At 60.7% G+C, this 25631-nt stretch carries 21 protein-coding genes; 10 read left to right on the top strand and 11 right to left on the bottom strand.

What is annotated here, in order from left to right:
* The 11 genes from ACYAR8_RS03200 to gap all read right to left on the bottom strand — a co-directional run bounded on the left by ACYAR8_RS03200 (position 1) and on the right by gap (position 13083).
* Positions 1–1377, bottom strand: coding sequence for an L-serine ammonia-lyase (locus tag ACYAR8_RS03200; RefSeq protein WP_074884276.1), 1377 nt, complete (start codon positions 1375–1377; stop codon positions 1–3).
* Positions 1378–1483: 106 nt separating this feature from the next.
* Positions 1484–4342 (bottom strand): aminomethyl-transferring glycine dehydrogenase, encoded by a 2859-nt coding sequence (gene gcvP / locus ACYAR8_RS03205; protein WP_463579063.1) that lies wholly within the window; start codon positions 4340–4342, stop codon positions 1484–1486.
* Positions 4343–4352: 10 nt separating this feature from the next.
* Positions 4353–4736, bottom strand: a complete 384-nt coding sequence (gcvH, locus tag ACYAR8_RS03210) for a glycine cleavage system protein GcvH (protein ID WP_463579064.1) — start codon at positions 4734–4736, stop codon at positions 4353–4355.
* A gap of 432 nt (positions 4737–5168) precedes the next feature.
* A complete protein-coding gene (locus ACYAR8_RS03215) occupies positions 5169–6677 on the bottom strand; it encodes a sigma-54-dependent transcriptional regulator (RefSeq protein ID WP_108120690.1) in 1509 nt (502 codons plus the stop codon).
* Between the two features lie 86 nt (positions 6678–6763).
* Positions 6764–7114 (bottom strand): DUF5064 family protein, encoded by a 351-nt coding sequence (locus tag ACYAR8_RS03220; RefSeq protein ID WP_074884287.1) that lies wholly within the window; start codon positions 7112–7114, stop codon positions 6764–6766.
* Between the two features lie 184 nt (positions 7115–7298).
* A complete protein-coding gene (locus ACYAR8_RS03225; RefSeq protein ID WP_463579065.1) occupies positions 7299–7703 on the bottom strand; it encodes a YbaN family protein in 405 nt (134 codons plus the stop codon).
* 93 nt (positions 7704–7796) lie between these two features.
* Complete coding sequence (locus ACYAR8_RS03230) at positions 7797–8396, bottom strand: biliverdin-producing heme oxygenase (protein WP_463579066.1); 600 nt, start codon at positions 8394–8396, stop codon at positions 7797–7799.
* A gap of 88 nt (positions 8397–8484) precedes the next feature.
* The gene (locus tag ACYAR8_RS03235) at positions 8485–10821 is read right to left on the bottom strand and encodes a TonB-dependent hemoglobin/transferrin/lactoferrin family receptor (RefSeq protein WP_463579067.1); all 2337 of its coding nucleotides are present in this window, start codon (positions 10819–10821) and stop codon (positions 8485–8487) included.
* 199 nt (positions 10822–11020) lie between these two features.
* On the bottom strand, positions 11021–11206 hold the full coding sequence (locus tag ACYAR8_RS03240) for a FecR/PupR family sigma factor regulator (protein WP_463579068.1): 186 nt from the start codon (positions 11204–11206) through the stop codon (positions 11021–11023).
* 139 nt (positions 11207–11345) lie between these two features.
* The gene (locus ACYAR8_RS03245; RefSeq protein ID WP_463579069.1) at positions 11346–11861 is read right to left on the bottom strand and encodes an RNA polymerase sigma factor; all 516 of its coding nucleotides are present in this window, start codon (positions 11859–11861) and stop codon (positions 11346–11348) included.
* Between the two features lie 220 nt (positions 11862–12081).
* On the bottom strand, positions 12082–13083 hold the full coding sequence (gene gap, locus ACYAR8_RS03250) for a type I glyceraldehyde-3-phosphate dehydrogenase (RefSeq protein ID WP_065992035.1): 1002 nt from the start codon (positions 13081–13083) through the stop codon (positions 12082–12084).
* Between the two features lie 235 nt (positions 13084–13318).
* Between gap and edd the strand changes: the two genes are divergently transcribed.
* The 10 genes from edd to ACYAR8_RS03300 all read left to right on the top strand — a co-directional run bounded on the left by edd (position 13319) and on the right by ACYAR8_RS03300 (position 25520).
* Positions 13319–15145: a phosphogluconate dehydratase gene (edd, locus tag ACYAR8_RS03255; protein ID WP_463579070.1), complete on the top strand. Its 1827-nt coding sequence runs from the start codon at positions 13319–13321 to the stop codon at positions 15143–15145.
* Positions 15142–16116, top strand: coding sequence for a glucokinase (locus ACYAR8_RS03260; protein ID WP_074884309.1), 975 nt, complete (start codon positions 15142–15144; stop codon positions 16114–16116). The genes edd and ACYAR8_RS03260 overlap by 4 nt, the downstream gene beginning before the upstream one ends.
* A 98-nt stretch (positions 16117–16214) precedes the next feature.
* On the top strand, positions 16215–16952 hold the full coding sequence (locus ACYAR8_RS03265; protein ID WP_074884312.1) for a response regulator: 738 nt from the start codon (positions 16215–16217) through the stop codon (positions 16950–16952).
* A gap of 6 nt (positions 16953–16958) precedes the next feature.
* Positions 16959–18419 carry an ATP-binding protein gene (locus ACYAR8_RS03270; RefSeq protein ID WP_463579075.1) on the top strand — a complete coding sequence of 487 codons (1461 nt, stop codon included), beginning with the start codon at positions 16959–16961 and terminating at the stop codon, positions 18417–18419.
* Positions 18420–18670: 251 nt separating this feature from the next.
* Complete coding sequence (locus tag ACYAR8_RS03275) at positions 18671–19957, top strand: ABC transporter substrate-binding protein (protein WP_074884322.1); 1287 nt, start codon at positions 18671–18673, stop codon at positions 19955–19957.
* A 114-nt stretch (positions 19958–20071) separates the two neighbouring features.
* Positions 20072–20980, top strand: coding sequence for a carbohydrate ABC transporter permease (locus tag ACYAR8_RS03280; RefSeq protein ID WP_037014845.1), 909 nt, complete (start codon positions 20072–20074; stop codon positions 20978–20980).
* Positions 20973–21818, top strand: a complete 846-nt coding sequence (locus ACYAR8_RS03285; RefSeq protein ID WP_074884325.1) for a carbohydrate ABC transporter permease — start codon at positions 20973–20975, stop codon at positions 21816–21818. The genes ACYAR8_RS03280 and ACYAR8_RS03285 overlap by 8 nt, the downstream gene beginning before the upstream one ends.
* A 2-nt stretch (positions 21819–21820) precedes the next feature.
* The gene (locus ACYAR8_RS03290; RefSeq protein ID WP_463579071.1) at positions 21821–22981 is read left to right on the top strand and encodes an ABC transporter ATP-binding protein; all 1161 of its coding nucleotides are present in this window, start codon (positions 21821–21823) and stop codon (positions 22979–22981) included.
* A gap of 138 nt (positions 22982–23119) precedes the next feature.
* Positions 23120–24475, top strand: a complete 1356-nt coding sequence (locus ACYAR8_RS03295) for a carbohydrate porin (protein ID WP_463579072.1) — start codon at positions 23120–23122, stop codon at positions 24473–24475.
* A 169-nt stretch (positions 24476–24644) separates the two neighbouring features.
* Entirely contained in the window at positions 24645–25520 is an 876-nt protein-coding gene (locus tag ACYAR8_RS03300) for an aldose epimerase family protein (RefSeq protein ID WP_074884334.1), read from the top strand.
* Positions 25521–25631: the final 111 nt, after the last annotated feature.

Here is a 25631-nt window from a genome sequence, read left to right on the forward strand (position 1 = left end):
TCAGCACTCGATGATGTTCACGGCCAGCCCGCCACGGGCTGTTTCCTTGTATTTGCTTTTCATGTCGGCGCCGGTCTGGCGCATGGTGCGGATCACTTTATCCAGCGATACAAAATGCTGGCCGTCGCCGCGCAAGGCCATGCGCACCGCGTTGATGGCCTTTACCGAACCCATGGCGTTGCGTTCGATGCATGGCACTTGAACAAGCCCGCCGATGGGGTCGCACGTCAGGCCGAGGTTGTGTTCCATGCCGATTTCAGCGGCGTTTTCCACTTGTTCTACGTTGCCGCCAAGTACTTCGCACAGCGCGCCGGCGGCCATGGAGCAGGCCACGCCGACTTCGCCCTGACAGCCGACTTCGGCGCCGGAGATCGACGCGTTCTCTTTGTAGAGAATGCCAATGGCGGCTGCCGTGAGCAGGAAACGCACGACGCCATCCTCGTTGGCCCCGGTGATGAAGCGCATGTAGTAATGCAGTACCGCCGGGATAATGCCGGCCGCGCCGTTGGTGGGCGCGGTGACCACACGGCCGCCGTTGGCGTTTTCTTCGTTGACCGCCAGCGCGTACAGATTGACCCAGTCGAGCACCGACAAGGCATCACGCAGCGCGGCTTCCGGGTTTTTGCACAGTTGACGATGCAGGGCTGCCGCACGCCGCTTGACCTTCAGGCCGCCCGGCAAGATGCCTTCGTTGCGGCAACCCGCTTCGACGCAGTCCTGCATGACTTGCCAGATGTGCAGCAGGCCCTGACGGGTTTCGGCTTCGGGGCGCCAGGCGGCTTCGTTGGCGAGCATGACCTGGCTGATCGAAAGCCCGCTGGCGGTGCAGTGCGCCATCAGATCCCGTGCGGTTTTGAAGGGGTATAGCAGCTGCGTCTGGTCTTCCACGATGCGGTCTGCGCCAGCGGCTTGCTCATCGACCACGAAACCCCCGCCGACGGAGTAGTACTCGCGGCTGCGCACCTGTAGGCCGGAGGCATCGAAGGCACGGAAAATCATGCCGTTGGGGTGGAAGGCCAAGGGTTTGCGTATCATCGCCAGGTGATGCTTTTCGATGAATTCGATGCTGTGCCGGCCGAGCAGGTTCAGGCGTTCAGTGCTGCGGATCTGCTGCAGGCGAGCCGCGACGGTTTCGGTGTCGACGGTGTCGGGATGCTCACCTTCAAGGCCCAGTAACACAGCCTTATCGCTGCCATGGCCTTTGCCGGTGGCACCGAGTGAGCCGTAAAGCTCGACTTTGACGCAGATGATGGTTTCCAGCAGGCCATCGCGCTGCAAGCCTTCGGCAAACCGTGCCGCCGCTCGCATCGGGCCCACCGTGTGAGAACTGGAGGGACCAATGCCGATCTTGAACAGGTCAAATACGCTCAGCGACATGATGGGGTTCCGGGAGGTGAAGCAGTAGCAAGCAGCAAGCTACAAGCCGCAAGCAAAAGCCGATCGGCTTTCACTTGTGGCTTGCGGCTAGAGGCTCGTGGCTTTTTTAAGCGTAGTCTTCGATGGACGGGCAGGCGCACACCAGGTTGCGGTCGCCGAACACGTTATCGACACGACCGACCGGTGGCCAGTATTTGCCTTCGATCAACGACGCCACCGGGTACACGGCCTGCTCGCGGCTGTACGGATGGCTCCATTCGCCCACCAGTTCAGCGGCGGTGTGCGGCGCGTTTTTCAGCGGGTTGTCGTTCTTGTCCAGTGCGCCGCTTTCGACCGCGCGGATTTCTTCGCGGATCTTGATCATCGCGTCGCAGAAGCGGTCCAGCTCTTCTTTCGATTCGCTTTCGGTCGGCTCGATCATCAACGTGCCTGCGACCGGGAAGGACATGGTCGGTGCGTGGAAGCCGAAGTCGATCAGGCGCTTGGCGACGTCATCGACGCTGATGCCGCTGGTTTCTTTCAGTGGGCGCAGGTCGAGAATGCATTCGTGGGCGACCAGGCCGTTGCTGCCGGTGTAGAGCACCGGGTAGTGCTCTTCCAGGCGACGGGAGATGTAGTTGGCATTGAGGATCGCCAGCTGCGAGGCGCGCTTGAGGCCTTCGCCGCCCATCATGCGAATGTACATCCAGGTGATCGGCAAGATGCTCGCGCTGCCGAATGGTGCTGCGCAGACCGCGCCTTGCTTGCGTTCCATTCGGGCGTGGCCCGGCATGAATGCCGCCAGATGCGATTTGACGCCGATCGGGCCAATGCCCGGGCCGCCGCCGCCGTGGGGAATGCAGAAAGTTTTGTGCAGGTTGAGGTGAGACACGTCGCCGCCGAACTTGCCCGGTGCGCAGAGGCCGACCATGGCGTTCATGTTGGCGCCGTCGATGTACACCTGGCCGCCGTTGTCATGAACGATGCCGCAGATTTCGCGGATGCCTTCCTCGAACACGCCGTGGGTCGACGGGTAGGTGATCATCAGGGCAGCGAGGTGTTCGCGGTGCTCGATGGCCTTGGCGCGCAGGTCTTCGATGTCGACGTTGCCACGGGCGTCGCAAGCGGTCACGACTACGCGCATGCCGGCCATGTTGGCGGTCGCCGGGTTGGTGCCGTGGGCCGACGATGGAATCAGGCAGATGTCGCGACGCTCATCGCCACGGCTCTGGTGGTAAGCACGAATGGCCAAGAGGCCCGCGTACTCGCCCTGGGAACCAGCGTTCGGTTGCAGGGAGATCGCGTCATAACCGGTGGCGGCGCAGAGCATCGCTTCCAGTTCGTCGGTCAGTTGCTGGTATCCGGCGCTTTGCTCGGCCGGGGCGAACGGGTGCAGGTTGCCGAACTCGGCCCAAGTCACCGGGATCATTTCGCTGGCGGCGTTGAGTTTCATGGTGCACGAGCCCAGCGGGATCATCGTGCGGTCCAGCGCCAGGTCCTTGTCCGCGAGGCGACGCAGGTAGCGCATCAGCTCGGTTTCGGAGTGGTAACGGTTGAATACCGGGTGGCTGAGAATCGCCGACTGGCGTTTCAGCTCGGCAGGCAGGCGCGCTTCGACGCTGTCGGCCAGCGCGGTGAAGTCAGGCACGGCCTGGCCTTCAGCTGCGAATAGGGACCACAGGACTTCGACGTCGGCTTGCTTGGTGGTTTCGTCCAGCGAAACGCCCAGGCGCTCGGCACCTACTTCACGCAGGTTGATCTCGTGGGCTCGGGCCTTGGCGTGCAGGTCGGCCGTTTTGGCGCCGGTGTTCAGGGTGATGCTGTCGAAGAAGAAGGACTGCTCGGCCTTCAAGCCCAGCTGGCTCAGGCCCTCGGCGAAAATCGCGGTCAGGTGATGCACGCGGTTGGCGATACGAGTCAGGCCGCGCGGGCCGTGGTACACGGCGTACATGCTGGCGATGTTGGCGAGCAGCACCTGCGCGGTGCAGATGTTGCTCGTGGCCTTCTCGCGACGAATGTGTTGCTCGCGGGTTTGCATGGCCAGACGCAGGGCGGTCTTGCCGAAGCGGTCGATAGACACACCGACCAGTCGCCCGGGCATGTCGCGCTTGTAGGCGTCGCGGGTGGAGAAGTAGGCCGCGTGCGGACCACCGAAACCCAGCGGCACGCCGAAGCGTTGCGCACTGCCGATGGCCACGTCAGCGCCAAACTCGCCCGGTGGGGTGAGCAGGGTCAGGGCCAGCAGGTCGGCGGCCACGGCGACCAGAGCGTTGGCGGCATGGAAGCGCTCGACCAGCTCGCGGTAGTCGAACACGTCGCCATTGCTGGCAGGGTACTGCAGCAGCGCGCCGAAGAACTCGCTGACGTCGGTCAGTTGAGCTTCGTCCGCAACGACCACTTCAATGCCCAGCGGCTCGGCGCGGGTTTGCAGCACGTCGAGGGTTTGCGGGTGGCAGTGGGCGGAGGCGAAGAACTTGTTGCTGCTCTTGTTCTTGCTCAGGCGTTTGCAGAAGGTCATGGCTTCGGCGGCGGCGGTGGCTTCGTCGAGCAGAGACGCGTTGGCGATCGGCAGGCCGGTCAGGTCGCTGATCAGGGTCTGGAAGTTCAGCAGCGACTCCAGACGGCCTTGGGAAATCTCCGGCTGATACGGTGTGTAAGCGGTGTACCAGGCCGGGTTTTCCAGCAGGTTGCGCAGGATCGGCGCCGGGGTGTGGGTGTTGTAATAACCCTGGCCGATGTAGGTTTTGAACAGTTGATTCTTGCTGGCGATGGCTTTGATGTCGGCCAGCGCGTCGGCTTCGCTTTGCCCGGCGGACAAGCCGAGAACGCTGGTGCCCTTGATGGATTCAGGGATGACGCTGGCGGTCAGCGCGTCGAGGGAGTCATAGCCCAGGGTGGTGAGCATGGCTTTCTCATCAGCGGCACGCGGGCCGATGTGGCGGGCGATGAACTCGTTGGCGGTGCTCAATTCAATACGGTCAGTCATTGCGCGCTCCTCAGGCTTCGGCGTTGGCTTTGATCAGACGATCATAGGCGTCTTGAGTCAGCAGTTGGCCGACAGCGTCGGGATTGGAAGGAATAAAGCGGAAAAACCAGCCCTGGCCGAGCGGGTCTTCGTTGACCAGTTCGGGGTTGGCGTCCAGCGCGGGATTGGTTTCGACGACTTCGCCATCGAGGGGCATGTACACGCCGCTGGCGGCTTTGACCGATTCGACGGTGGCCGCTTCGGCGCCTTTGTCGTAGGACTGCAGCTCCGGCAGTTGCACGAAAACCACGTCACCCAGTGCGTCCTGCGCAAAGGCGGTGATGCCGACTGTGACGCTGCCGTCAGCTTCGGCGCGCAGCCACTCGTGGTCTTCGGTAAAACGCAACTCGCTCATGGAATCTCCCCAGATGGTAAATCGCCCGTTATGCCCGGGCGTAATGGGGGGAGTGCATAGCAAGTTTGCGGCCAAGGTCGAGAAGAGCGTGTAAACGTTGGGCCGTGGAGATGAGCATTCTATTTAGATGCGACCCGGCTGGAACGAAATCGATACGCGAACCGGGTGCATGGGGGGGGCTGGGACCAGGGCCGCGGCACCGGGTATCGACGTTGAGCGACCGGAATGATTTCGATACGGTGTTTCGATATCGTGCCAAGCGTCTTCGTTGAACGCGATTTGTAGGAGCCGGCTTGCTGGCGAACCCGTTATTGGCAGCCAAATAGCCGCGGGTGTTAGACCTATTCGCCAGCAAGCCGGCTCCTACGGACGCATTTCTTCGCAGCCAGGCGTCGTGCAGCACTTGACGTGAGGCCCACACAGACCTGCTTCTCAGGCTTTGCCGGGAATACCATACTTGCGCAACCGATGGGCGATCGCGGTGTGTGATGTTTGCAGCCGCGCGGCCAGTTGCCGCGTCGAGGGATACTGGCTGTAGAGCTTCTCCAACAGCGACTTTTCAAAATCCTCGACCGCACCTTCCAGGCTTTCGACTTCGCCATCACTGCCCCTTGCCACCGACGTACCGGCGATGTCGAGGTCACCGATGTCGACCAGCGAGCTGTCGCAGATGGCCGCTGCGCGGAAGATCACGTTCTGCAACTGGCGCACGTTGCCCGGCCAGCGGTTCCCAAGCAGGGCAGGGTAGGTGGTCGGCGCAAGGCGGCAAACCGGTCGCTGAATCTGCGTGCAGGCCTGTTCCATGAAATAGCGCGCCAGCATCAGGATGTCCTGACCGCGTTCACGCAGCGGCGGCACGTCCAGATTGAGCACGTTCAGGCGATAGAACAGGTCTTCGCGAAAGGTGCCTTCGGCGACCATTTTCTCCAGATCACGGTGGGTGGCACTCAAGATGCGCACGTTGACCTGCACTTCCTTGTCGCCGCCAACACGCCGAAAGCTGCCGTCGTTGAGAAAGCGCAGCAGTTTGGCCTGCAGATACGGTGACATCTCGCCGATCTCGTCGAGAAACACGGTGCCTTTGTTGGCGAGTTCCATCAGCCCCGGTTTGCCGCCCCGCTGCGCACCGGTAAAGGCGCCGGGGGCGTAGCCGAACAGTTCGCTTTCGGCGAGGTTCTCCGGCAGCGCCGCGCAGTTCAGCGCGAGAAAAGGCGCTCCATTGCGCGCGCTCACGGCATGACACGCCCGCGCCACCAGTTCCTTGCCCGTACCGGTTTCGCCCTGAATCAGCAGCGGCGCATCCAGTGCCGCGACCCGTTGTGCGCGGGCTTTAAGCGTGCGAATCGGCGCGGAATCGCCCAGCAGCGCATCGAAACCTTCGGCATGATCGTGGTGCAGTGCCGACAGGCGTTCGCCAATCCGGCTTGGCTGATAAAGGGTAAGCAATGCGCCCGCATCGGTGATCGGCGTCGCGTCCAGCAGCAAGGCCTCGCCATTCAGAGTCACTTCGCGCAGTGGCAGACGAAAGCCGTTTTCCAGCAGCGCCGATTGCAGGCCTGCATCGGAAAATAGTTCGCCAATCGACTCGCCCGCGGGTTCCCGGCCATACAGCGCAACCAGCGCCGGGTTTGCCAGTAACACATGGCCGGCGCTGTCGAGGGCAAGCACCGGGTCGGTCATTGCTGCCAGCAGGGCATCGAGTTGCAGGTGACGGCGCTGGCCGGGAAGGATGTCGACCACCGTGATCGCTTCGACACCGCGCACACGAAAGAGCCGGTCCTTGAGTTCTTCAAGCACGTCATGGCTCAGCGTCGGTGCATCGATATAGACGTTGGGCGGGACCATTTCCACGGCATCGAGGTTCAGGTTGCGCGCGCCGAGGATGGCCAGTACTTCCTGGGTGATGCCGACGCGGTCAATGAACGTGACGTGAATGCGCATGGGGAGGGAAAGGGTTCGCGGGAGTGAGGGAGACGATTATGCCAGCAATCGCATCGCCCATCCCGAGACCGTGAAAGAGCGCCTGGCTATTCCAGATGTTCCGGCTTCACGGGATCACCTGACTTCATGTCGAGCTTGTGGCGGATGTCTTCGAACATCTGGTCGTATCCACCGTGCATCGCATGCAGGTCGGTGGTTCTCGGCAGGCCATGCTTCTCCAGTCTGCGCGACGCCTCGCTGGCGAAGTTGTAGGCCTTGTCCTTGGGCAGTTCGAACGTTTCATTGACCGCCTGGCCATTGACGTCGCCTTCCAGGGTGAACTGCATGCCCTGACCCGAATCGGTCTGGCTGACCTCATAGCGGATATGAAGATCGTAGCCGACGTCGTGTGGTTGCAGAGCGGGGTGGACGATGTGCAGATGACCTGGCTCGAACATGGCGATGGCTCCTGAAGAAGGTGGTGAACGTAAGAGGACAGACCCATGGGGCCGCCTCGGGTTCAGGCTCATATGCCGAGTGCTGTTTGTGGGACCGGCTTCAGCCGGGAAGGCGTCAGGTGTCAAGCCCCAGGATTGAGGACGTTCAAACCGGCCTCTTCGCGGCTGAAGCCGGTCCTACACCTCACTTTTCCGGCTGAAGCCGCGAAGGCTCAGGCCGCGACCAGATCCACAGATTGACCAGCACCATGCCGGCCACCGCGAAGTAGATCCACCAATTGTGTTTCAGCACCACCAGCATCATGACCGCGCAGATCAGCATGGTGACCGTGGCGCTGATCTTGGCCTTGCGCGCAATCATCTTGCCGTTTCGCCAGTTGCTCAGCATCGGTCCGAACACCCGATGATTCTCGAGCCACGCGCTCAGGCGCGGCGAGCTACGCGTCGCCGCCCATGCCGCCAGCAGAATGAATTCGGTGGTGGGCAGGCCCGGAATGAAAATCGCGATGATGCCGATCGTCAGGCTCACGTAGGCGAGGATGCCAAACAGGATGCGGGACAGTTTGCTGCCGGGTGGAGTACTGGTCATGGTCTCGGTAATGCAGAGTGAGCAGGTGTTGCGGGATTTTCACGTCCCGCAAAGGCGCTCAGCTTATCAGTGCCGGGCGCAAAAGACCCGGTGTCAGGCGGGTTCCGCTTCAGACGCCGAAGCGTAAGCGTGCTGCAGCAGTACGTTGAAACGTTCGAAGGCCGCCACCGCACCGCGGTCTATCTCGAGCTCCTGCTCGGCGTTGAACGGTAGATCATCAATGATCCGGATGAAGCGTTTCCAGCCATCGGCTCGACCGCCTGACGGTTCTCCAAGATGGCGAGCGCCGAAGGTCTCGCTGAGGTTCAAGGCCACGGCGCGCTTGATCAGAAAGGCGGCGCCCAGCTTCGAGCCCTCCGAGACAAACAGCCAGCCAAGCGCCTCGGCAAGGCTGGGCCCATCGACGGCGCCCGCGACAGGGGCAGGTATGCCAGCCTCAAGATCAAGCAGATCGGCCTTGGCCTGTTCGGCGCGGCATCGGTCAGGCAGGTCGGCAATCAGCTCGACCAACTGCGGGTGCGTGTACAGCTTCTTCAGCTCTTCCTGAAACAGGTATTGGGCGCTGAGGAATCGGCTGTAGCTGGCCAGCGTTTCGAACGGCGCGTTGGCTTTCACCGCCTTGTCCAGTTGTTCATGGGGAGCATGGGTGATCTGGTTCAGTCGTTGCGAGCGACGAATCGAGTTGTCGGTCATGGGTCTTCCTTGTAAATGAGGCGCTTGTTAACAAGACGAGCGAGCGTCGCAGGCGTGAAAAAACCACGTTCCTGCGACGGATATTCGGTCAGATGTTCCACACCACGTTGACAGCAAAATTGCGGCCGGGCTGGGTCAGCCTGTCGAGGTTGGCGGGGGCGGTGGCACCTGCTTCGCCGACACTGTCGTAGCCGCGCACGTCATCCCACAGCCAGTATTTTTTGTCCGCCAGGTTGTACAGGCCGCCGCTGACCGTGACGTCTTCGGCGACTTTGTAATAACCCGTCAGATCGACGAGGCCAAAGCCCGGTGTCTTGAACCGGTTTGCACCATCGGGGGCGTAGTAGTTGCTGGTGTCGACCCGCGTCTTGCGCTTCACCAGCGTCCAGTTCAGCAGACCGCCGTAGTTGTTCTGGTCATAACCCAGCCCTAATACCCCGGTGAGCGGGTTGATGCTATTGAGGGGCTGGCCGCTGTCGTTGTTGCGGCCGTACAGATAGGCCAGCGAACCCCGGGTGTAGAGGCCTTCGGGTGCGCCGAAGCTGTCCAGATTCAAACGACCCTTGAGTTCGACGCCCTTGATCGTGGCGTGCTTGATGTTGTTGGACTGGAAGGTCGTGGTGGTGGCGTTGGCTGGAATCACCGCGTCCTCATTAATGAAGTCGCGGTACGTGTTGTAGAACAGCGCGAGATCAAACATGCCCTCGTCGAAGTGACCGCGCAGCCCGGTTTCGTAGCTTTTACTGGTCTCCGGTTTCAGGTCTGGATTGGGCTCCACGACGTAATTGCCCCGGGTGTTCTCGAAGCGGCCATACAACGCTTTTGCGCTCGGCGTGCGGAAACCCTCGGCGTACTGGCCGTACCCGGTGTAGGCGTCGTTGAACGCATACGTCAGCCCTAGCTTGGGTGACAGGCGATGCCATTTTTTCGTGCTGCCGTCGAACTCGCTCTTGCTGGTCAGGTTGACGCTCTTCAGGAATGAATCCGTGGCGTGCGGTTCGAGTGCGGTGTAGTCGTAGCGGGCGCCGGGCATGAAGGTCCAGTCGCCCCACTTGATCTGATCCTGAGCAAACAGCGCGTAGGTGGTGATCGTCGGGTTCGGGAAGTCATTGGTGGGTGCCACAATATCGCTTGCGCTGGCACTTACCGCGCCGAGGGTGCGGCAGGTTCCGAGGACCGACGCACAGGTGGCTGATCCCGTCCGAAGTCCCGTCACCTTCTGCTGCTTGAGGGTTGTGCCGTACGTCAGCAAGTGCTGGGTGTCGCCAATGTCGAACGCTTTATCCAGCTGTGCGTCCAGGATCCATTGGCGTTCTTTGTACTGGGTGTCGCGGGTGCGCCAGACGTCACGACTGCCGGGCACGTAGCGCTCGAAGGTATTTTGATCGGTCTTGGCAATCTGGTAGTTCAGGCTCCACTTGGCGTTGTCGGCCAGTACGCTGTCCAGCGCGAACGTGTTTTCCAGCCCAAAGCGCTCGCGGGTAATGACGTCGTTGCCCTCCCTGCTGCGGTACATGCCCAGCGCCCTTCCATTGCCGAACGGCCCACCCACCACACTCTTCTGATTGGTATGGGTGTCGTCCTTGTACTTCTCGTAAGTGAACCCCAGGCGATCATTGTCGCCGTAGTTCCAGCCCAGCTTCGCCAGCACATTGGTGGCGCGGGCGTCTTCCGGGTTGGCTGCCGTGCGGGACAGCCCGGTCCCGCCATGCTCGCCGTAGGACTCGGTCTCGTGGCCGTTGCGCTGACTGACGTGCAGCAAGCCGTCGAAGTCCCCCGCCCGGCCGGCAACCGTGGATGAGTTCAGCCAACTGTTGTCCGCCGAGCTGTAGCCGGTTTTCAGGCGCGCGCCGACGTCCTTGCCCGGCTTGATGATGTCCTCGGGGTCGAGGGTGTAATAACTCACCGCGCCGCCGATGGCGCTGCTCCCATACAGCGCCGACGCTGGCCCGCGCAGGATCTCCACGCGCTTGATGATCTCCGGATCAACGTAATTCCGGTGAGTGTTGGCGAAGGGGCCCTGGAAGAAATTGTCCGGCACTTCAACGCCATCCACCTGCGTCAGGATCCGGTCGCCATCGATGCCGCGAATGTTGTAGCCGCTGGTGCCCGCACGCTGGCCGGCCCCGCCCACGGAAACGCCAGGCTCGTCGCGTACCAGGTCGCGGATGCTGTTGACGTTGCGTCGATCCAGCGCTCCGCGGTCCTGGACGGTCACCGTACCGGGGACCGACTCCACCGACTGCGCCTGACGTGTGGCACTGACCGTGATCTGCTGCAGTTCCAACGCGGTACTTTGTTCGGCAGCGGCAGCGGCGGGGCTGTGCAGCGCTGCGGCGAAAATGGCGATCGTTAGCAACGAAAGCCCGAGGTGATGAGTGGTGGCGGGCGGGGCGGATGGTGCGGGGTTGAAGCTGGACAGCATGGATAGCGCTCCCTGTCGTGCGGGTCGTCATAGTTGTTGCGAGATGATTCAAATAGGAATCAGTTGCATTGGCTATGACTAGACGTACGGGGGGCGGCTATCGCGTAAAAATAATTTCGGTCAATGCGAGATCATCAGCTCTGGAGCAATCACGCGGCTGGTTCTGCCAACACATCTTTTGCCAGCACATCACCCGGCGCTAGGTTTTTTTCCGCCCAGCCAGTACCGCAGCTGCATCGAACACCGGTTGCGAGTGCCACACGGCTTCGGCGCTGGCGAAGGCTTCGTGGTGGGAAGGATCTGCTTCGAGCCACTCAAGAAAGCGCGCATGCGTTGCCGCATCGGCGATTTCCAGCTCGATCAGCCAGGTCAGGGCCTGATCCATCGTCCTGGCGCGTGCCGCCTCCTCCGGAGTGGGGCGGGGTGATTGGGCGTCCGTCAAGCAGCGTCCTCGGGGTCCACGGTTTGGGCGGCAGTGTAGCGTCACTCTGAAGCACCAACTGACGAATTCTTACGGATGAAGTTCAGTGATCCAGGCGCGCTGCCACTGTCATGCAAAGCGTCATGACCAGCTTGAGTTCTTTTTGCACGGTGCTGGTAGAGACCCCCAACTGCTCGGCGATCTGCAGATAACTCACGCCGTGGAGCCGACTGAGGGTGAATATTTTCTGCTGCCGGGGCGACAGGGTTTCCAGACTCGCGGTCAGGCTTTCCAGCAAACGGTTTGCGTGGGTGGCATCCTCCAGCGCGGCGTCGGGGGCAACGACATTGTGGATATCGCTGATCGGCGCATCGTCAATGATGGTGCGCGCTTGAACGCGCCTGGCGCGCAGATGATCCAGGGCCAGATTGCGCGCGGTCTGGAAGACGAAGGGTTCGAGGTGGTCGATGGCTCGCTCGGCGAGCGCGCGGGTGACACGCAGATAGGTTTCCTGCAGCAGGTCTTCGGCTGTGGTGTGGCTGCGCACCATGCGCTGAAGCGTGCGCAACAGCATGGTTCGCCGGGCGAGAAAGACCGTATTGAAGTGCGACTGAGTCACGGGGACACCCGACCAGAATTCAGCAGATGATAATGCTTATCATCTGGAGGTCAGGTCAAGGCAGGGATTTGCACAGATTGTAAGGGCGTTGTCTGGGGACGATAGTCATTACCGAGGGAGGGAGTTTGATCGCGAAGAGATCGTTGCATCCGCTGACTATCCAGAGGCTGAAGTCCGTCTTCGCGAGCAAGCTCGCTCCTACACAGGGCGATCCCGTTACTTACTCGGCATTCATCAACGCCAGGCAGTTATCCAGCATGCGGTTAGAGAAGCCCCATTCGTTGTCGTACCACGCCAGCACCTTCAGCAGGCGACCGCTGACCTTGGTGTGGTTCGCGTCGAAGATCGACGACAGCGGGTTGTGATTGAAGTCGTGGGAAACCAGCGGCAGGGTGTTGTAGCCGAGGATCTTCGAATGCTGCGCCGCTTCTTTCATGATCGCGTTGACTTCTTCGGCCGTCGCATCGCGCTTGAGCTGAATGGTCAGGTCGACCAGCGACACGTTGATCACCGGCACACGCACGGCCATGCCGGTCAGCTTGCCTGCCAGTTCCGGCAGCACCAGGCCGACCGCTTCGGCAGCACCGGTCTTGCTCGGGATCATCGACTGAGTCGCCGAACGCGCGCGGTACGGGTCGGTGTGGTAGACGTCGATCAGGTTCTGGTCGTTGGTGTAGGCGTGGATGGTGGTCATCAGACCGCTCTCGATGCCCAACTCACGGTTCAGCACCTGGGCAACCGGCGCCAGGCAGTTGGTGGTGCACGATGCGTTGGAGATGACCTGATGGGACTGGCGCAGCACGTCATGGTTGACGCCGTAGACGATCGTCGCATCGGCGCCTTTAGCCGGTGCTGAAATAATCACTTTTTTCGCGCCGGCGGTGATATGCGCGGCGGCCTTGGTGCGGTCGGTGAACAGACCGGTGCATTCGAACACCACGTCGATGTTCAGGGATTTCCACGGCAGCTCGGCCGGGTTGCGGATAGCGCTGACTGCAATGCGGTCACCGTTGACGGTCAGGCTTTCCTGATCGTGCTCCACGGTGCCGTCGAACGGCCCGTGCACGGTGTCGAATTTCAGCAGGTGTGCGTTGATCTCGCTGTCGCCCAGGTCATTGATGGCGACGACTTGCAGGTCCTGACGGTAGCCTTGGGTATAAAGTGCGCGTAGGACGTTGCGGCCGATTCGGCCAAAGCCATTGATTGCGATGCGGAGAGTCATACACCCGTCCTCAGGAATTTGTTGTTGGAATTACAAGATTATTCTCATAAAAATAGAAAACAACCCCTTTTAGTGGCAGTATTTTGTTTTATCTACAAATAGAAACCCGTCTGGCCGTCACAACTGGCTGAAAATCAAGTGCTTGCCGCCGCTCTCGTCTGAGCCCCGGATTTGATCGCAGCCTGGTGAAAGCGCCTGAACGGGTGACCCCATCCGCTAGCCTGGAGTCCATGACATGCATCCCCGCGTCCTTGAGGTAACCGAACGGCTGATTGCTCGCAGCCGTGAAACCCGTCAACGCTACCTGCAATTGATCCGGGGTGCGGCGAGCGACGGGCCGATGCGCGGCAAGCTGCAATGTGCCAACTTCGCCCACGGCGTCGCGGCATGTGGTCCCGATGACAAGAACAGCCTGCGCATGATGAATGCGGCCAACATCGCCATCGTCTCCTCCTACAACGACATGCTCTCGGCCCATCAGCCGTACGAACACTTCCCCGAACAGATCAAAAAAGCGCTGCGTGAAATTGGCTCGGTGGGGCAGTTTGCCGGTGGCGTTCCGGCGATGTGTGACGGCGTCACCCAGGGCGAGCCTGGCATGGAACTGAGTATCGCCAGCCGAGAAGTCATTGCGATGGCAACGGCGGTGGCGTTGTCCCACAACATGTTCGACGGCGCGCTGATGCTGGGCATCTGCGACAAGATCGTTCCGGGCTTGCTGATGGGGTCGTTGCGCTTTGGTCATCTGCCTACCATTTTTGTGCCGGGTGGGCCAATGGTGTCGGGCATCTCCAACAAAGAGAAAGCCGATGTGCGTCAGCGATACGCCGAAGGCAAGGCGACTCGCGAAGAGCTGCTGGATTCGGAAATGAAGTCCTACCACGGTCCGGGTACCTGCACCTTCTACGGCACGGCGAACACCAACCAGTTGCTCATGGAAGTCATGGGTCTGCATCTTCCGGGCGCCTCTTTCGTTAATCCCTACACACCGCTACGCGATGCCCTGACACGCGAGGCGGCGTTCCAGGTGACGCGTCTGACCAAACAAAGCGGCGACTTCATCCCTCTCGGAGAGATTGTGGACGAACGTTCGCTGGTCAACTCGATTGTTGCCCTGCACGCGACGGGCGGTTCCACCAACCACACGCTGCACATGCCAGCAATTGCCCAGTGCGCGGGCATCCAGTTGACCTGGCAGGACATGGCCGATCTGTCGGAAGTCGTGCCGACCCTGTCCCACGTCTACCCGAACGGCAAAGCCGACATCAACCACTTCCAGGCCGCCGGCGGCATGTCGTTCCTGATCCGCGAGCTGCTCGACGCGGGCCTGATGCACGAAGATGTCAACACGGTCATGGGCCGTGGTCTGCGTCGCTACATCCAGGAACCGTTCCTGGAAGAGGGCAAGCTGGTGTGGCGAGATGGGCCGATCGAAAGCCTCGACGAAAACGTCCTGCGCCCCATCGCACGTCCGTTCTCGGCCGAAGGCGGCCTGCGGGTGATGGAAGGCAACCTGGGCCGCGGCGTGATGAAGGTCTCCGCCGTTGCGCTGGAGCATCAGATCGTTGAAGCGCGCGCCAAAGTCTTCGAGGACCAGCAAGACCTCGCCGACGCTTTCAAGGCCGGCGAACTGGAGTGCGATTTTGTGGCGGTCATGCGATTCCAGGGCCCGCGCTCCAACGGTATGCCTGAGCTGCACAAGATGACGCCGTTTCTGGGCGTGTTGCAGGACCGTGGCTTCAAAGTGGCGCTGATTACCGACGGGCGCATGTCCGGCGCTTCCGGGAAAATCCCGGCGGCAATTCACGTTTGCCCGGAAGCCTCCGACGGCGGGCCGCTGGCGTTGGTGCGTGATGGGGATCTCATTCGTGTCGATGGCGTGAAAGGAACGTTGCAAGTTCTGGTCGAACCGGCAGAATTGGCCGCCAGAGAGCCGGCAATCGGTCGCCTGTCCCATAACGTGGGCAGCGGCCGTGAACTGTTCGGTTTCATGCGCATGGCCTTCAGCTCGGCAGAGAAGGGCGCCAGCGCCTTTACTTCGAATCTGGAGACGCTTAAGTGACATTGGCGATGGTGGGTGATATCGGCGGCACAAATGCGCGTTTTGCCATTTGGGAAGACGAGCAGTTGCATTCGATCCGTGTGTTCGCAACGGTCGATTACGCGAGTCCTGAAAAGGCCTTGCTGGTCTATCTGCAGGACCTGGAATTGCAGCGCGGTGATGTCACCTCCCTTTGCCTGGCCGTGGCCGGGCCGGTGACCGGCGATGATTTTCACTTCACCAACAGTCACTGGAAGATCAACCGGCAGGCGTTCTGCGCCGAACTGAAGATCGACCATCTGATCCTGGTCAACGACTTCACGGCCATGGCCCTGGGCATGACCCGCCTGAAGGACGACGAGTACCTGACCGTGCGCCATGGCAAGGGCGATCCTATGGGTGCGCGGGTGGTGATCGGGCCCGGGACCGGGCTTGGCGTCGGCACCTTGATCCGCAGCGGCGAAGCGCGTTGGACTGCGGTGCCGGGGGAGGGCGGTCACGTTGATCTGCCGATCGGCACGCCTCGCGAAGCCCTGCTGTGGATGCGTTTGATGGCGACCCATGAGCATGTCAGCGCCGAGACGATTCTGAGTGGCGCCGGACTGTTGCTGCTGTATCAAGTCAGCTGCGGACTGGACGAGATCGAGCCGGAACTCAAATCCCCGGCGGCCATCACTTCGGCGGCGCTTAAGGGCGACCCTGTCGCCAGCGCAGTGCTTGAGCAGTTCTGCGTGTTCCTCGGTCGCGTGGCCGGCAATAACGTACTGACTGTCGGCGGGCGCGGCGGCGTGTATATTGCCGGTGGCGTGATCCCGCGCTTCGTTGATTTCTTCATGCAGAGCGGCTTCAACAAGGCGTTCGCCGAGAAGGGATTGATGAAGGATTATTTCAAGGACGTGCCGGTCTGGCTGGTCACGGCCGAGTACCCTGGCTTGATGGGCGCAGGCGTGGCGCTGGATCAATATGCGACGAGCGCTAGCGGCAAGCGATAAGCTGCAAGCTGCAAGCAAAGACCGCGTACGTCTCGCTGGCCGCTTTGAGCTTGAAGCTTGAAGCTGCCTTACCCACCATTGCTCACAAGGACGACCATGTGAACGCTGTCAGTAAATCGATTCTGGTGGTCGACGATGACCAGGAGATTTGCGAGTTGCTGCAAGCCTACCTGAGCCGTTCCGGTTTTCAGGTGCGCACGGTTGGCGATGGGGCCGAGTTTCGTCAGGCATTCAACCAAGAGGCCAGCGATCTGCTGATCCTCGACGTCATGCTCCCCGATGAAGACGGCTTCAGCCTGTGTCGCTGGGTCAGGCAGCATCCGCGTCAGCCGCATATCCCCATCATCATGCTCACCGCCAGCTCTGACGAGGCCGATCGTGTCATCGGTCTGGAACTCGGCGCCGATGACTACATGGCCAAACCCTTCAGCCCCCGTGAACTTCAGGCCCGGATCAAGGCGTTGTTGCGTCGCGCCCAGTTCGGCCAGGAGCGCAGCGGCGGCGAAGTGCTGGTGTTCGATGAATGGCGGCTGGACATGGTCAGTCATCGGCTGTTCCACAACGACGGCGAAGAAGTGATTTTGTCGGGCGCCGATTTCGCGCTGCTCAAGCTGTTCCTCGACAACCCCCAACAGATTCTCGATCGCGACACCATCGGCAACGCCACCCGTGGCCGTGAGCTGATGCCGCTGGAGCGCATCGTCGACATGGCGGTGAGCCGCCTGCGTCAGCGTTTGCGTGACACCGGCAAGGCGCCGCGATTGATCCGCACCGTACGAGGCAGCGGTTATCTGCTGGCAGCCAATGTGCTGCCGCAAGCCGGCAACGGTTACTAGTCCTTGATGGTGACCGACAAGAAACGCCGCTTGCCGGTGCCGCGCTCGCTGCTCGGGCGCATGCTCCTGCTGACCTTGTTCGCCGTGTTGCTGGCGCAGACCCTGTCCAGCCTTATCTGGCTGTCGCAGTTGCGCGCGACGCAGATGGAAGGCCTGGTCACCAGCGCCCGCAGCCTGGGTTTCTCCATGGCGGCGAGCGTGAGTTACTTCCGCTCGCTGCCGGTCGCGTTTCGGCCGCTGGTGCTCGATCAGCTGCGCAGCATGGGCGGCACGCGGTTCTTCGTATCGCTCAATGATCGTCCGCTGGAAATGCAGGTGCTTGAGCCTACTGCGCGCAAGACGGCGGTTATCGATGTGGTCGGTCAGGTGCTGCGGCAGAACCTCGGCGCCGATCCGGACATCCTCGTGCGCTTTGTTCGCCCTGAAGACCTGCGCATTTTCAACAGCGGCCTGAGGCTCGACGAGCTGCCACGCTCGTGGGCTCATTACGCGCTGACCCTCGAACCGGTGAACCCGCCCGTGCTGGTCACGCAGATCGAGCTGTCGCCCGGCGAATGGCTGTACATCGCCTCGCTGCTGCCTGAGCCCTACACCATGCTCGAGTCGGAAGGTCTGCCTTCGCAGCAAGTCTGGTTCATCGCCCTGACCAGTATCTTTCTGCTGGTTTTCATCGGCCTGTTGGTGCACTGGCAGAGCGGCCCGCTCAAGCGTCTCGCCCATGCTGCGCGGGATTTGTCGTTGGGTGCCGACGTTGAACCGGTAGTGGAGGGCGGCGGCAGTGAAGTGGTGGAAGTGACCCGCGCGTTCAACACCATGCGTGATCGCATCAGTCGCTACCTGACCGAGCGGGGCCAGCTGTTCAGTGCGATTTCCCACGACCTGCGCACCCCGATCACTCGCTTGCGGCTGCGCGTCGAGCTGCTCGAAGACGAACAGATGCAGAGCAAATTCACCCGTGATCTGGATGAGCTTGAGCTGCTGGTCAAAGGCGCGTTGCAGTGCGTGAAGGACACCGACATTCACGAGAACATCGAGCCGGTCGACCTCAATCACGCGCTGGATTGCCTGATCGAGCCATATCTCTCTCCCGACGGTGCGGGCCGTGTCACGTTGCAGGGCAAGGCAATGTCGATGTACTACGGCAAGCCCCTGGCGCTGCGCCGCTGCATGGGCAACCTGATCGACAACGCGATCAAGTACGGCGACCGTGCACACCTGCTTGTGGAGGACGACGCCGACGCGTTCATCCTGCACGTCGAGGACGAGGGGCCGGGTGTGCCGGAGCAGCGAATGGAACAAGTCTTCGAGCCGCATTTCCGGCTGGCCGGCAAACACCAGCAGGGCTACGGGCTGGGGCTCGGGATTGCCCGTAATATCGCCCATAGCCACGGCGGCGAAGTGACGTTGCAGAACATGCGCGAGGGCGGGTTGCGGGTGACGCTTTTCCTACCGCGCGGCATAGAGTAATCCGCCGCCTCAACCCCCTGTAGGAGCGCGCTTGCCCGCGAAAAATCGTGCTGCACACACAAGATTCGTTGGATTGGCTCCCGCCATCGCGGGCAAGCGCGCTACTACAGTCGATTGAGTGGCTATCCGAATGTCACAGTGTTGTGACATTCGCGCATCCCTTCGTTACCGTCCGCTCTAACCCCTTGGTTAGAATCCACGCAGCGCAAGCGCCACGACTTGCTCATGCATAACAACAAGAAAGGTCAGATATGAATTCGATTTCCCGTCTCGCTGCACTTATTTCCCTCGCCTCGTTGTTCCCTCTGAGCGCCATGGCGGCTGATGCCAAAGGCACTGTCGAAGTTGTGCACTGGTGGACGTCCGGTGGCGAAAAAGCCGCTGTCGATGTGCTCAAGGCTCAAGTTGAAAAAGACGGTTTCACCTGGAAAGACGGCGCTGTTGCAGGTGGTGGCGGTGCAACCGCAATGACCGTGCTCAAGAGCCGCGCCGTTGCTGGCAACCCGCCTGGTGTTGCCCAGATCAAAGGCCCGGACATTCAGGAATGGGCCTCTACCGGCCTGCTTGATACCGACGTGCTGAAAAACGTCTCCAAAGAGGAGAAGTGGGACAGCCTGCTGGACAAGAAGGTCTCGGACACCGTGAAGTACGAGGGTGATTACGTTGCCGTCCCGGTGAACATCCACCGCGTCAACTGGCTGTGGATCAACCCGGAAGTCTTCAAGAAAGCCGGTATCGAAAAAGCCCCCACCACCCTCGAAGAATTCTACGCAGCAGGCGACAAGCTCAAAGCGGCAGGCTTCATCCCTCTAGCCCACGGTGGCCAGCCTTGGCAGGACAGCACTGTGTTTGAAGCCGTCGTTCTCTCTGTCATGGGCGCTGACGGTTACAAGAAGGCACTGGTCGACCTCGACAACGCTGCGCTGACCGGCCCTGAGATGGTCAAGTCGCTCACCGAACTGAAGAAAGTCGCCACCTACATGGATGTCGACGGCAAAGGCCAGGACTGGAACCTGGAAGCTGCCAAGGTCATCAACGGCAAGGCCGGCATGCAGATCATGGGTGACTGGGCCAAGAGTGAATGGACCGCCGCCAAGAAAGTCGCCGGCAAGGACTACGAGTGCGTAGCGTTCCCGGGCACCGACAAGGCGTTCACCTACAACATCGACTCCCTGGCTGTGTTCAAGCAGAAAGACGCCGGCACTGCTGCCGGTCAGCAGGACATCGCCAAGATCGTGCTGGGTGAAAACTTCCAGAAAGTCTTCAGCATCAACAAAGGCTCAATCCCGGTTCGCAACGACATGCTGGCTGACATGGGCAAGTACGGTTTCGACTCGTGCGCTCAGACCGCTGCCAAGGACTTCCTGGCTGACGCCAAAACCGGCGGCCTGCAACCAAGCATGGCGCACAACATGGCCACAACTCTGGCTGTGCAGGGCGCCTTCTTTGACGTCGTGACCAACTTCATCAACGACCCGAAAGCCGATCCGGCCGACGCGGCGAAGAAGCTGGGCGCTGCGATCAAGTCTGCCAAATAAAGGCCAGCTACTAGCGGCAAGCTGCAAGTCTCAAGCTGATCGATGATTGGCTTATGACTTGTAGCTTGAGGCTTGCGACTTGCGGCTGCTTTCACTCTTTATTGGATTTTCACCATGAGTTCTGTTGCTGTGTTCAGCAAAGCCTCGCCGTTCGATGCACTGCAGCGCTGGCTACCCAAACTGGTGCTGGCGCCCAGCATGTTCATCGTACTGGTGGGCTTCTACGGCTATATCCTGTGGACGTTTGTTCTGTCGTTCACCAACTCTACTTTCCTGCCGACCTATAAATTCGTGGGTCTGGCGCAATACGCACGGTTGTTCGACAACGACCGCTGGTGGGTAGCCAGCAAAAACCTCGCGGTGTTCGGTGGCATGTTCATCGGCATCAGCATGGTCGTTGGCGTGTTGCTGGCGGTATTTCTGGATCAGCGCATCCGCCGCGAAGGCTTTATCCGCACCATTTACCTGTATCCGATGGCGCTCTCGATGATCGTCACCGGTACGGCCTGGAAATGGCTGCTCAACCCGGGCATGGGCCTGGACAAACTGCTGCGTGACTGGGGCTGGGAAGGCTTTCGCCTGGACTGGCTGATCGATCCGGACCGCGTTGTCTACTGCCTGGTGATCGCGGCGGTATGGCAGGCGTCGGGCTTCATCATGGCGATGTTCCTGGCGGGCCTTCGCGGCGTCGATCAGTCGATCATCCGCGCCGCGCAGATCGACGGCGCGAGCATGCCGAAAATTTACTGGAAGGTGGTGCTGCCAAGCCTGCGTCCGGTGTTCTTCAGTGCGGTGATGATTCTCGCGCACATCGCCATCAAGAGCTTCGACCTGGTTGCGGCCATGACGGCAGGTGGGCCGGGTTACTCGTCTGACTTGCCGGCGATGTTCATGTACTCGTTCACCTTCAGCCGTGGCCAGATGGGCATGGGTTCCGCCAGTGCGATTCTGATGCTTGGCGCGATTCTCGCCATCCTTGTGCCTTATCTGTATTCCGAGCTGAGGGCCAAGCGCAATGACTAGTCTCGCCAACAAGCCTGCACTGAGCCTGAGCCGCGTCGCCATCTATGCGGTGCTGATCGTTGCGGTCTTCATCTACCTGGTGCCGCTGGTGGTCATGCTGTTGACCAGCTTCAAGTCGCCGGAAGACATCGGCAGCGGCAACCTGCTCAGCTGGCCGACCGAAGTCACCGCCATTGGCTGGATCAAAGCCTGGGCGACGGTAAAGGGTTACTTCTGGAACTCGTTCCTGATCACTGTTCCGGCGGTGCTGATTTCCACCACCATTGGTGCGCTGAACGGCTACGTGCTGTCGATGTGGCGTTTCCGCGGCTCGCAGTTGTTCTTCGGCCTGCTGCTGTTCGGTTGCTTCCTGCCGTTCCAGACCGTCCTGCTGCCCGCGTCCTTCACCCTCGGCAAAATGGGCCTGGCCAGCACCACCACAGGTCTTGTGTTCGTCCACGTCGTTTACGGTCTGGCGTTCACCACACTGTTCTTCCGCAACTACTACGTGAGTATTCCCGAGGCACTGGTGAAAGCCGCACGACTGGACGGTGCGGGGTTTTTCACCATCTTCCGCCGGATCATTCTGCCGATGTCGACGCCGATCATCATGGTCTGCCTGATCTGGCAGTTCACTCAGATCTGGAACGACTTCCTGTTCGGTGTGGTGTTCTCCAGTGGTGATTCGCAGCCGATTACGGTCGCGCTGAACAACCTGGTCAACACCAGCACCGGCGCCAAGGAATACAACGTTGATATGGCGGCGGCGATGATCGCCGGGCTGCCGACCCTGCTGGTCTACGTGGTCGCAGGCAAGTATTTCGTGCGCGGGCTGACGGCCGGCGCAGTCAAGGGGTAATCATGGCAACGCTTGAACTACGCAATGTAAACAAGACTTACGGGGCCGGTCTGCCGGACACCCTGAAGAACATCGAACTCTCCATCAAAGAAGGTGAGTTCCTGATTCTGGTCGGCCCTTCGGGCTGCGGTAAGTCGACCCTGATGAACTGCATCGCCGGCCTGGAAAACATTACCGGCGGCGCGATCATGATCGGTGACCAGGACGTCAGCGGTATGAGCCCGAAGGATCGCGATATCGCGATGGTGTTCCAGTCCTACGCGCTGTACCCGACCATGAGCGTGCGCGAGAACATCGAGTTCGGGCTGAAGATTCGCAAGATGAACCAGGCCGACATCGACGCCGAAGTGGCGCGGGTCGCCAAGCTGCTGCAGATCGAACACCTGCTCAACCGCAAGCCGGGGCAACTCTCCGGTGGTCAGCAACAGCGTGTGGCCATGGGCCGGGCGCTGGCCCGTCGTCCGAAGATCTACCTGTTCGACGAACCGCTTTCCAACCTCGACGCCAAACTGCGCGTCGAGATGCGTACCGAAATGAAGCTGATGCACCAGCGCCTGAAGACCACCACGGTCTACGTGACCCACGACCAGATCGAAGCAATGACCCTGGGCGACAAAGTGGCGGTCATGAAGGACGGCATCATTCAGCAGTTCGGTACGCCGAAGCAGATTTACAACGATCCTGCGAACCTGTTCGTGGCGAGTTTCATCGGTTCGCCGCCGATGAACTTCATCCCGCTGCGCCTGCAACGCAAGGACGGTCGTCTCGTCGCACTGCTCGACAGCGGTCAGGCCCGTTGCGAGCTGCCGATGAGCATGAACGACGCCGGCCTTGAGGACCGTGAGGTGATTCTGGGCCTGCGTCCCGAGCAGATCGTGCTAGCGTCCTCTGACGCTGCCGGTCTGCCGACCATTCGCGCCGAAGTCCAGGTGACGGAGCCGACCGGTCCGGATACGCTGGTATTCGTTACCCTCAACGAGAGCAAGGTCTGCTGCCGTCTGGCGCCGGATATTGCACCCGCTGTGGGCGAGACCTTGACGTTGCAGTTCGATCCGGCGAAGGTTCTGCTGTTTGACGCCAAAACCGGCGAACGCCTTGGCGTGCTGGCACCGAGTCAGTCGGTGGAGAACATGGGGAATGTCACGCGGCTCAACCGCAACTGATCCCCTCGTGCAGGAGCACTGCACAAACGAGCACCTGTGACGGGTCGATGTCTGCCGTACCAAACCCGTCATGCACACGATGTACGTGGTTACAACGCTGTTCAAAAAGCTAATAACAATAAAACGAGGATCCAAGGGATGAAAAAGCTACAAGGCAAGTCGCTTAACCAATTACGTTTGATCGGTGGTCTGTCTTTTCTGGGTGCGTTGACAGCGTCGGGCTCGGCTTTTGCCCTTGAGCCTTTCAATGCCAGCGAACACATGACTGGCGACTGGGGCGGGCTTCGTCAAGAGCTGCACGACAAGGGCTATGATTTCAACGTCGAGTACGTCGGCGAGGTGGGCGCCAACGTCAAAGGTGGCTACGACACTGACAAGACGGCTCGTTATTCGGACCAGTTCGCGATTGGCACGCAAATCGACCTCGAAAAAGTGTTCGGTCTGAAAGATGCCGAATTCAAGCTGACCGTCACCGAGCGTAGCGGTAAGAACATCTCCAATGACCGTCTCGGCGACCCACGCGTGGGCACGCTCAGCTCCTCGCAGGAAGTCTGGGGTCGCGGTCAGACCTGGCGTCTGACCCAGATGTGGGTCAAACAGAAGTATTTCGACGGCGCACTTGATATCAAAGCCGGCCGTATGGGCGAGGGCGAAGATTTCGGTAGCTTCCCTTGCGACTTCCAGAACTTGACCTTCTGCGGCACACAAGCGGCGAACTACGTCAGCACTTGGTACAACTGGCCGGTCAGCCAGTGGGCCGTGCGCGTGAAGTACAACATCACGCCGCAAGTGTATGCGCAGATCGGTGTGTACGAGCAGAACCCTTCATACCTGGAAACCGGCAACGGCTTCAAACTCAGTGGCAGCGGCGCCAAGGGCACGCTGGTTCCTGTTGAATTGGTCTGGTCGCCAAATGTCAACTCTCTCCCGGGCGAATACCGTCTTGGCTGGTACTACAGCAGCCCAAGCGCCAACGACCTCGAAGAAGATGTCAACGGTCAGCCGCAAGCGCTTACCGGTGCCGCGTTCAAATCCCACAGCAGCAAGCACGGCTGGTGGTTTGTGGCTCAACAGCAGTTGACTACCGTTGGCGGCGACGCATCACGCGGCATGAGCGTGTTCTTCAACGCTACCGTGCATGACAAGGCCACCAACTTCGTCGACAACTTCCAGAACGTCGGCCTGGTGTTCAAAGGTCCGTTCGATGCACGTCCTAAAGACGACATCGGTGTAGGCGTGTCGCGTATCCACGTCAACAGCGACGTTCGTGATCGTGCTCGTCTGCTCAACGAAGTCAACGGAGCGGATAACTACGACGATCCGAACTTCCTGCCTATTCAGACCACTGAATACAACTCGGAAATCTACTACGGCGTACACGTCAACAATTGGCTGACTATTCGTCCTAACTTGCAGTACGTGATGCATCCAGGCGGCACAGACCACGTGGACAACGCGCTGGTCGCGGGTATCAAGCTGCAATCCAAGTTCTAAGTCAAAGCGGACGCTCCTCCGCGCTCCACTAACGATCAAGGGTCGTGTGTGCTTTACGGGCAGCCTGGCTGCCCGTTTTTTTTGCGCTGTTTATTCGGCAGCAATGGCTCCGCCTTCGGAGCATTTTTTTCTCGCTTGACGAGTGACCGCTATCTGGAGTGCCACAACGATGCCCTTCAGGGACCCCGGCTCAACCGAGCATCCTCTTCAGCGTTTCTTCACCTCGGTGCGACCGCAACCGACCTTTCAGTGGGAACGCTACCAACAGCGTGATGTGCTGGTGATCAATCATGCGCAGTGCCAGGCCGTGTTCAGTCGGCAGGGCGCGCAGCTGCTGCATTTCGAACCTTCCGGGCAGAAACCCTGGCTGTGGTGCGCTGCGCACTGGCCCCTGGTCGGCGCGATCCGCGGCGGCGTGCCGGTCAGTTGGCCCTGGGTCGGACGTCATCCTGGGGAAAGTGGCTGGCCGGCCAATGGCTGGGGTCGGTTGCTCGACTGGAAACTGGTCGAAAGCCACGAACACGAGGCGGGCGTGACCTTGCGCTGGCAACTCAAACTGTGGGACTGGCAGGCCGATCTCTACGCTGAACTGGGGCAGGCGATGGAACTGCGCCTCGAGACGCGTCACGACGACAGCGAGCCGTGTCACTTCGGCCATGGTCTGCACGCCTACTGGCGCATCAGTGATGTGGCGGACGTCGCATTGCAGGGGCTCGACGGTGCGCAGGGTTACGATGAGCTCAGCCGCAGCGCCTGCGAGCAGAGGGGCGAGCTACGCGTGCAAGGCAGCTGTCAGCGGGTGTTCGAGCACGCCGGTATGCTTGAGTTGCAGGACGACGCCTGGCAGCGGCGCTTGAGTATCGACACTGGCGACAGCGACAGCACGGTGGTCTGGCACCCGGGCAGCCGACCGTTGCTGGGTGTGGGTGGCGATGAAGCCATGGGGTTTTTGCGGGTCGAGGCGGCGTCAGGTGTCGATGATTGCCTGAGCCTGGCACCCGGGCAGCACGCCAGTCTGAGCCTGCAGGCGACGTTGGTCCATTGAGCGAGGTGGCGACGACTTCGGTCAGTCGACCTCCGCAACCCTGCAGGAGCGCGCTTGCCCGCGAAAAACTGTTCCAGTTACAGAGATGTCTCGGTCCGGACTGCCTCATCG

Source organism: Pseudomonas sp. HP_01 (assembly GCF_055284355.1).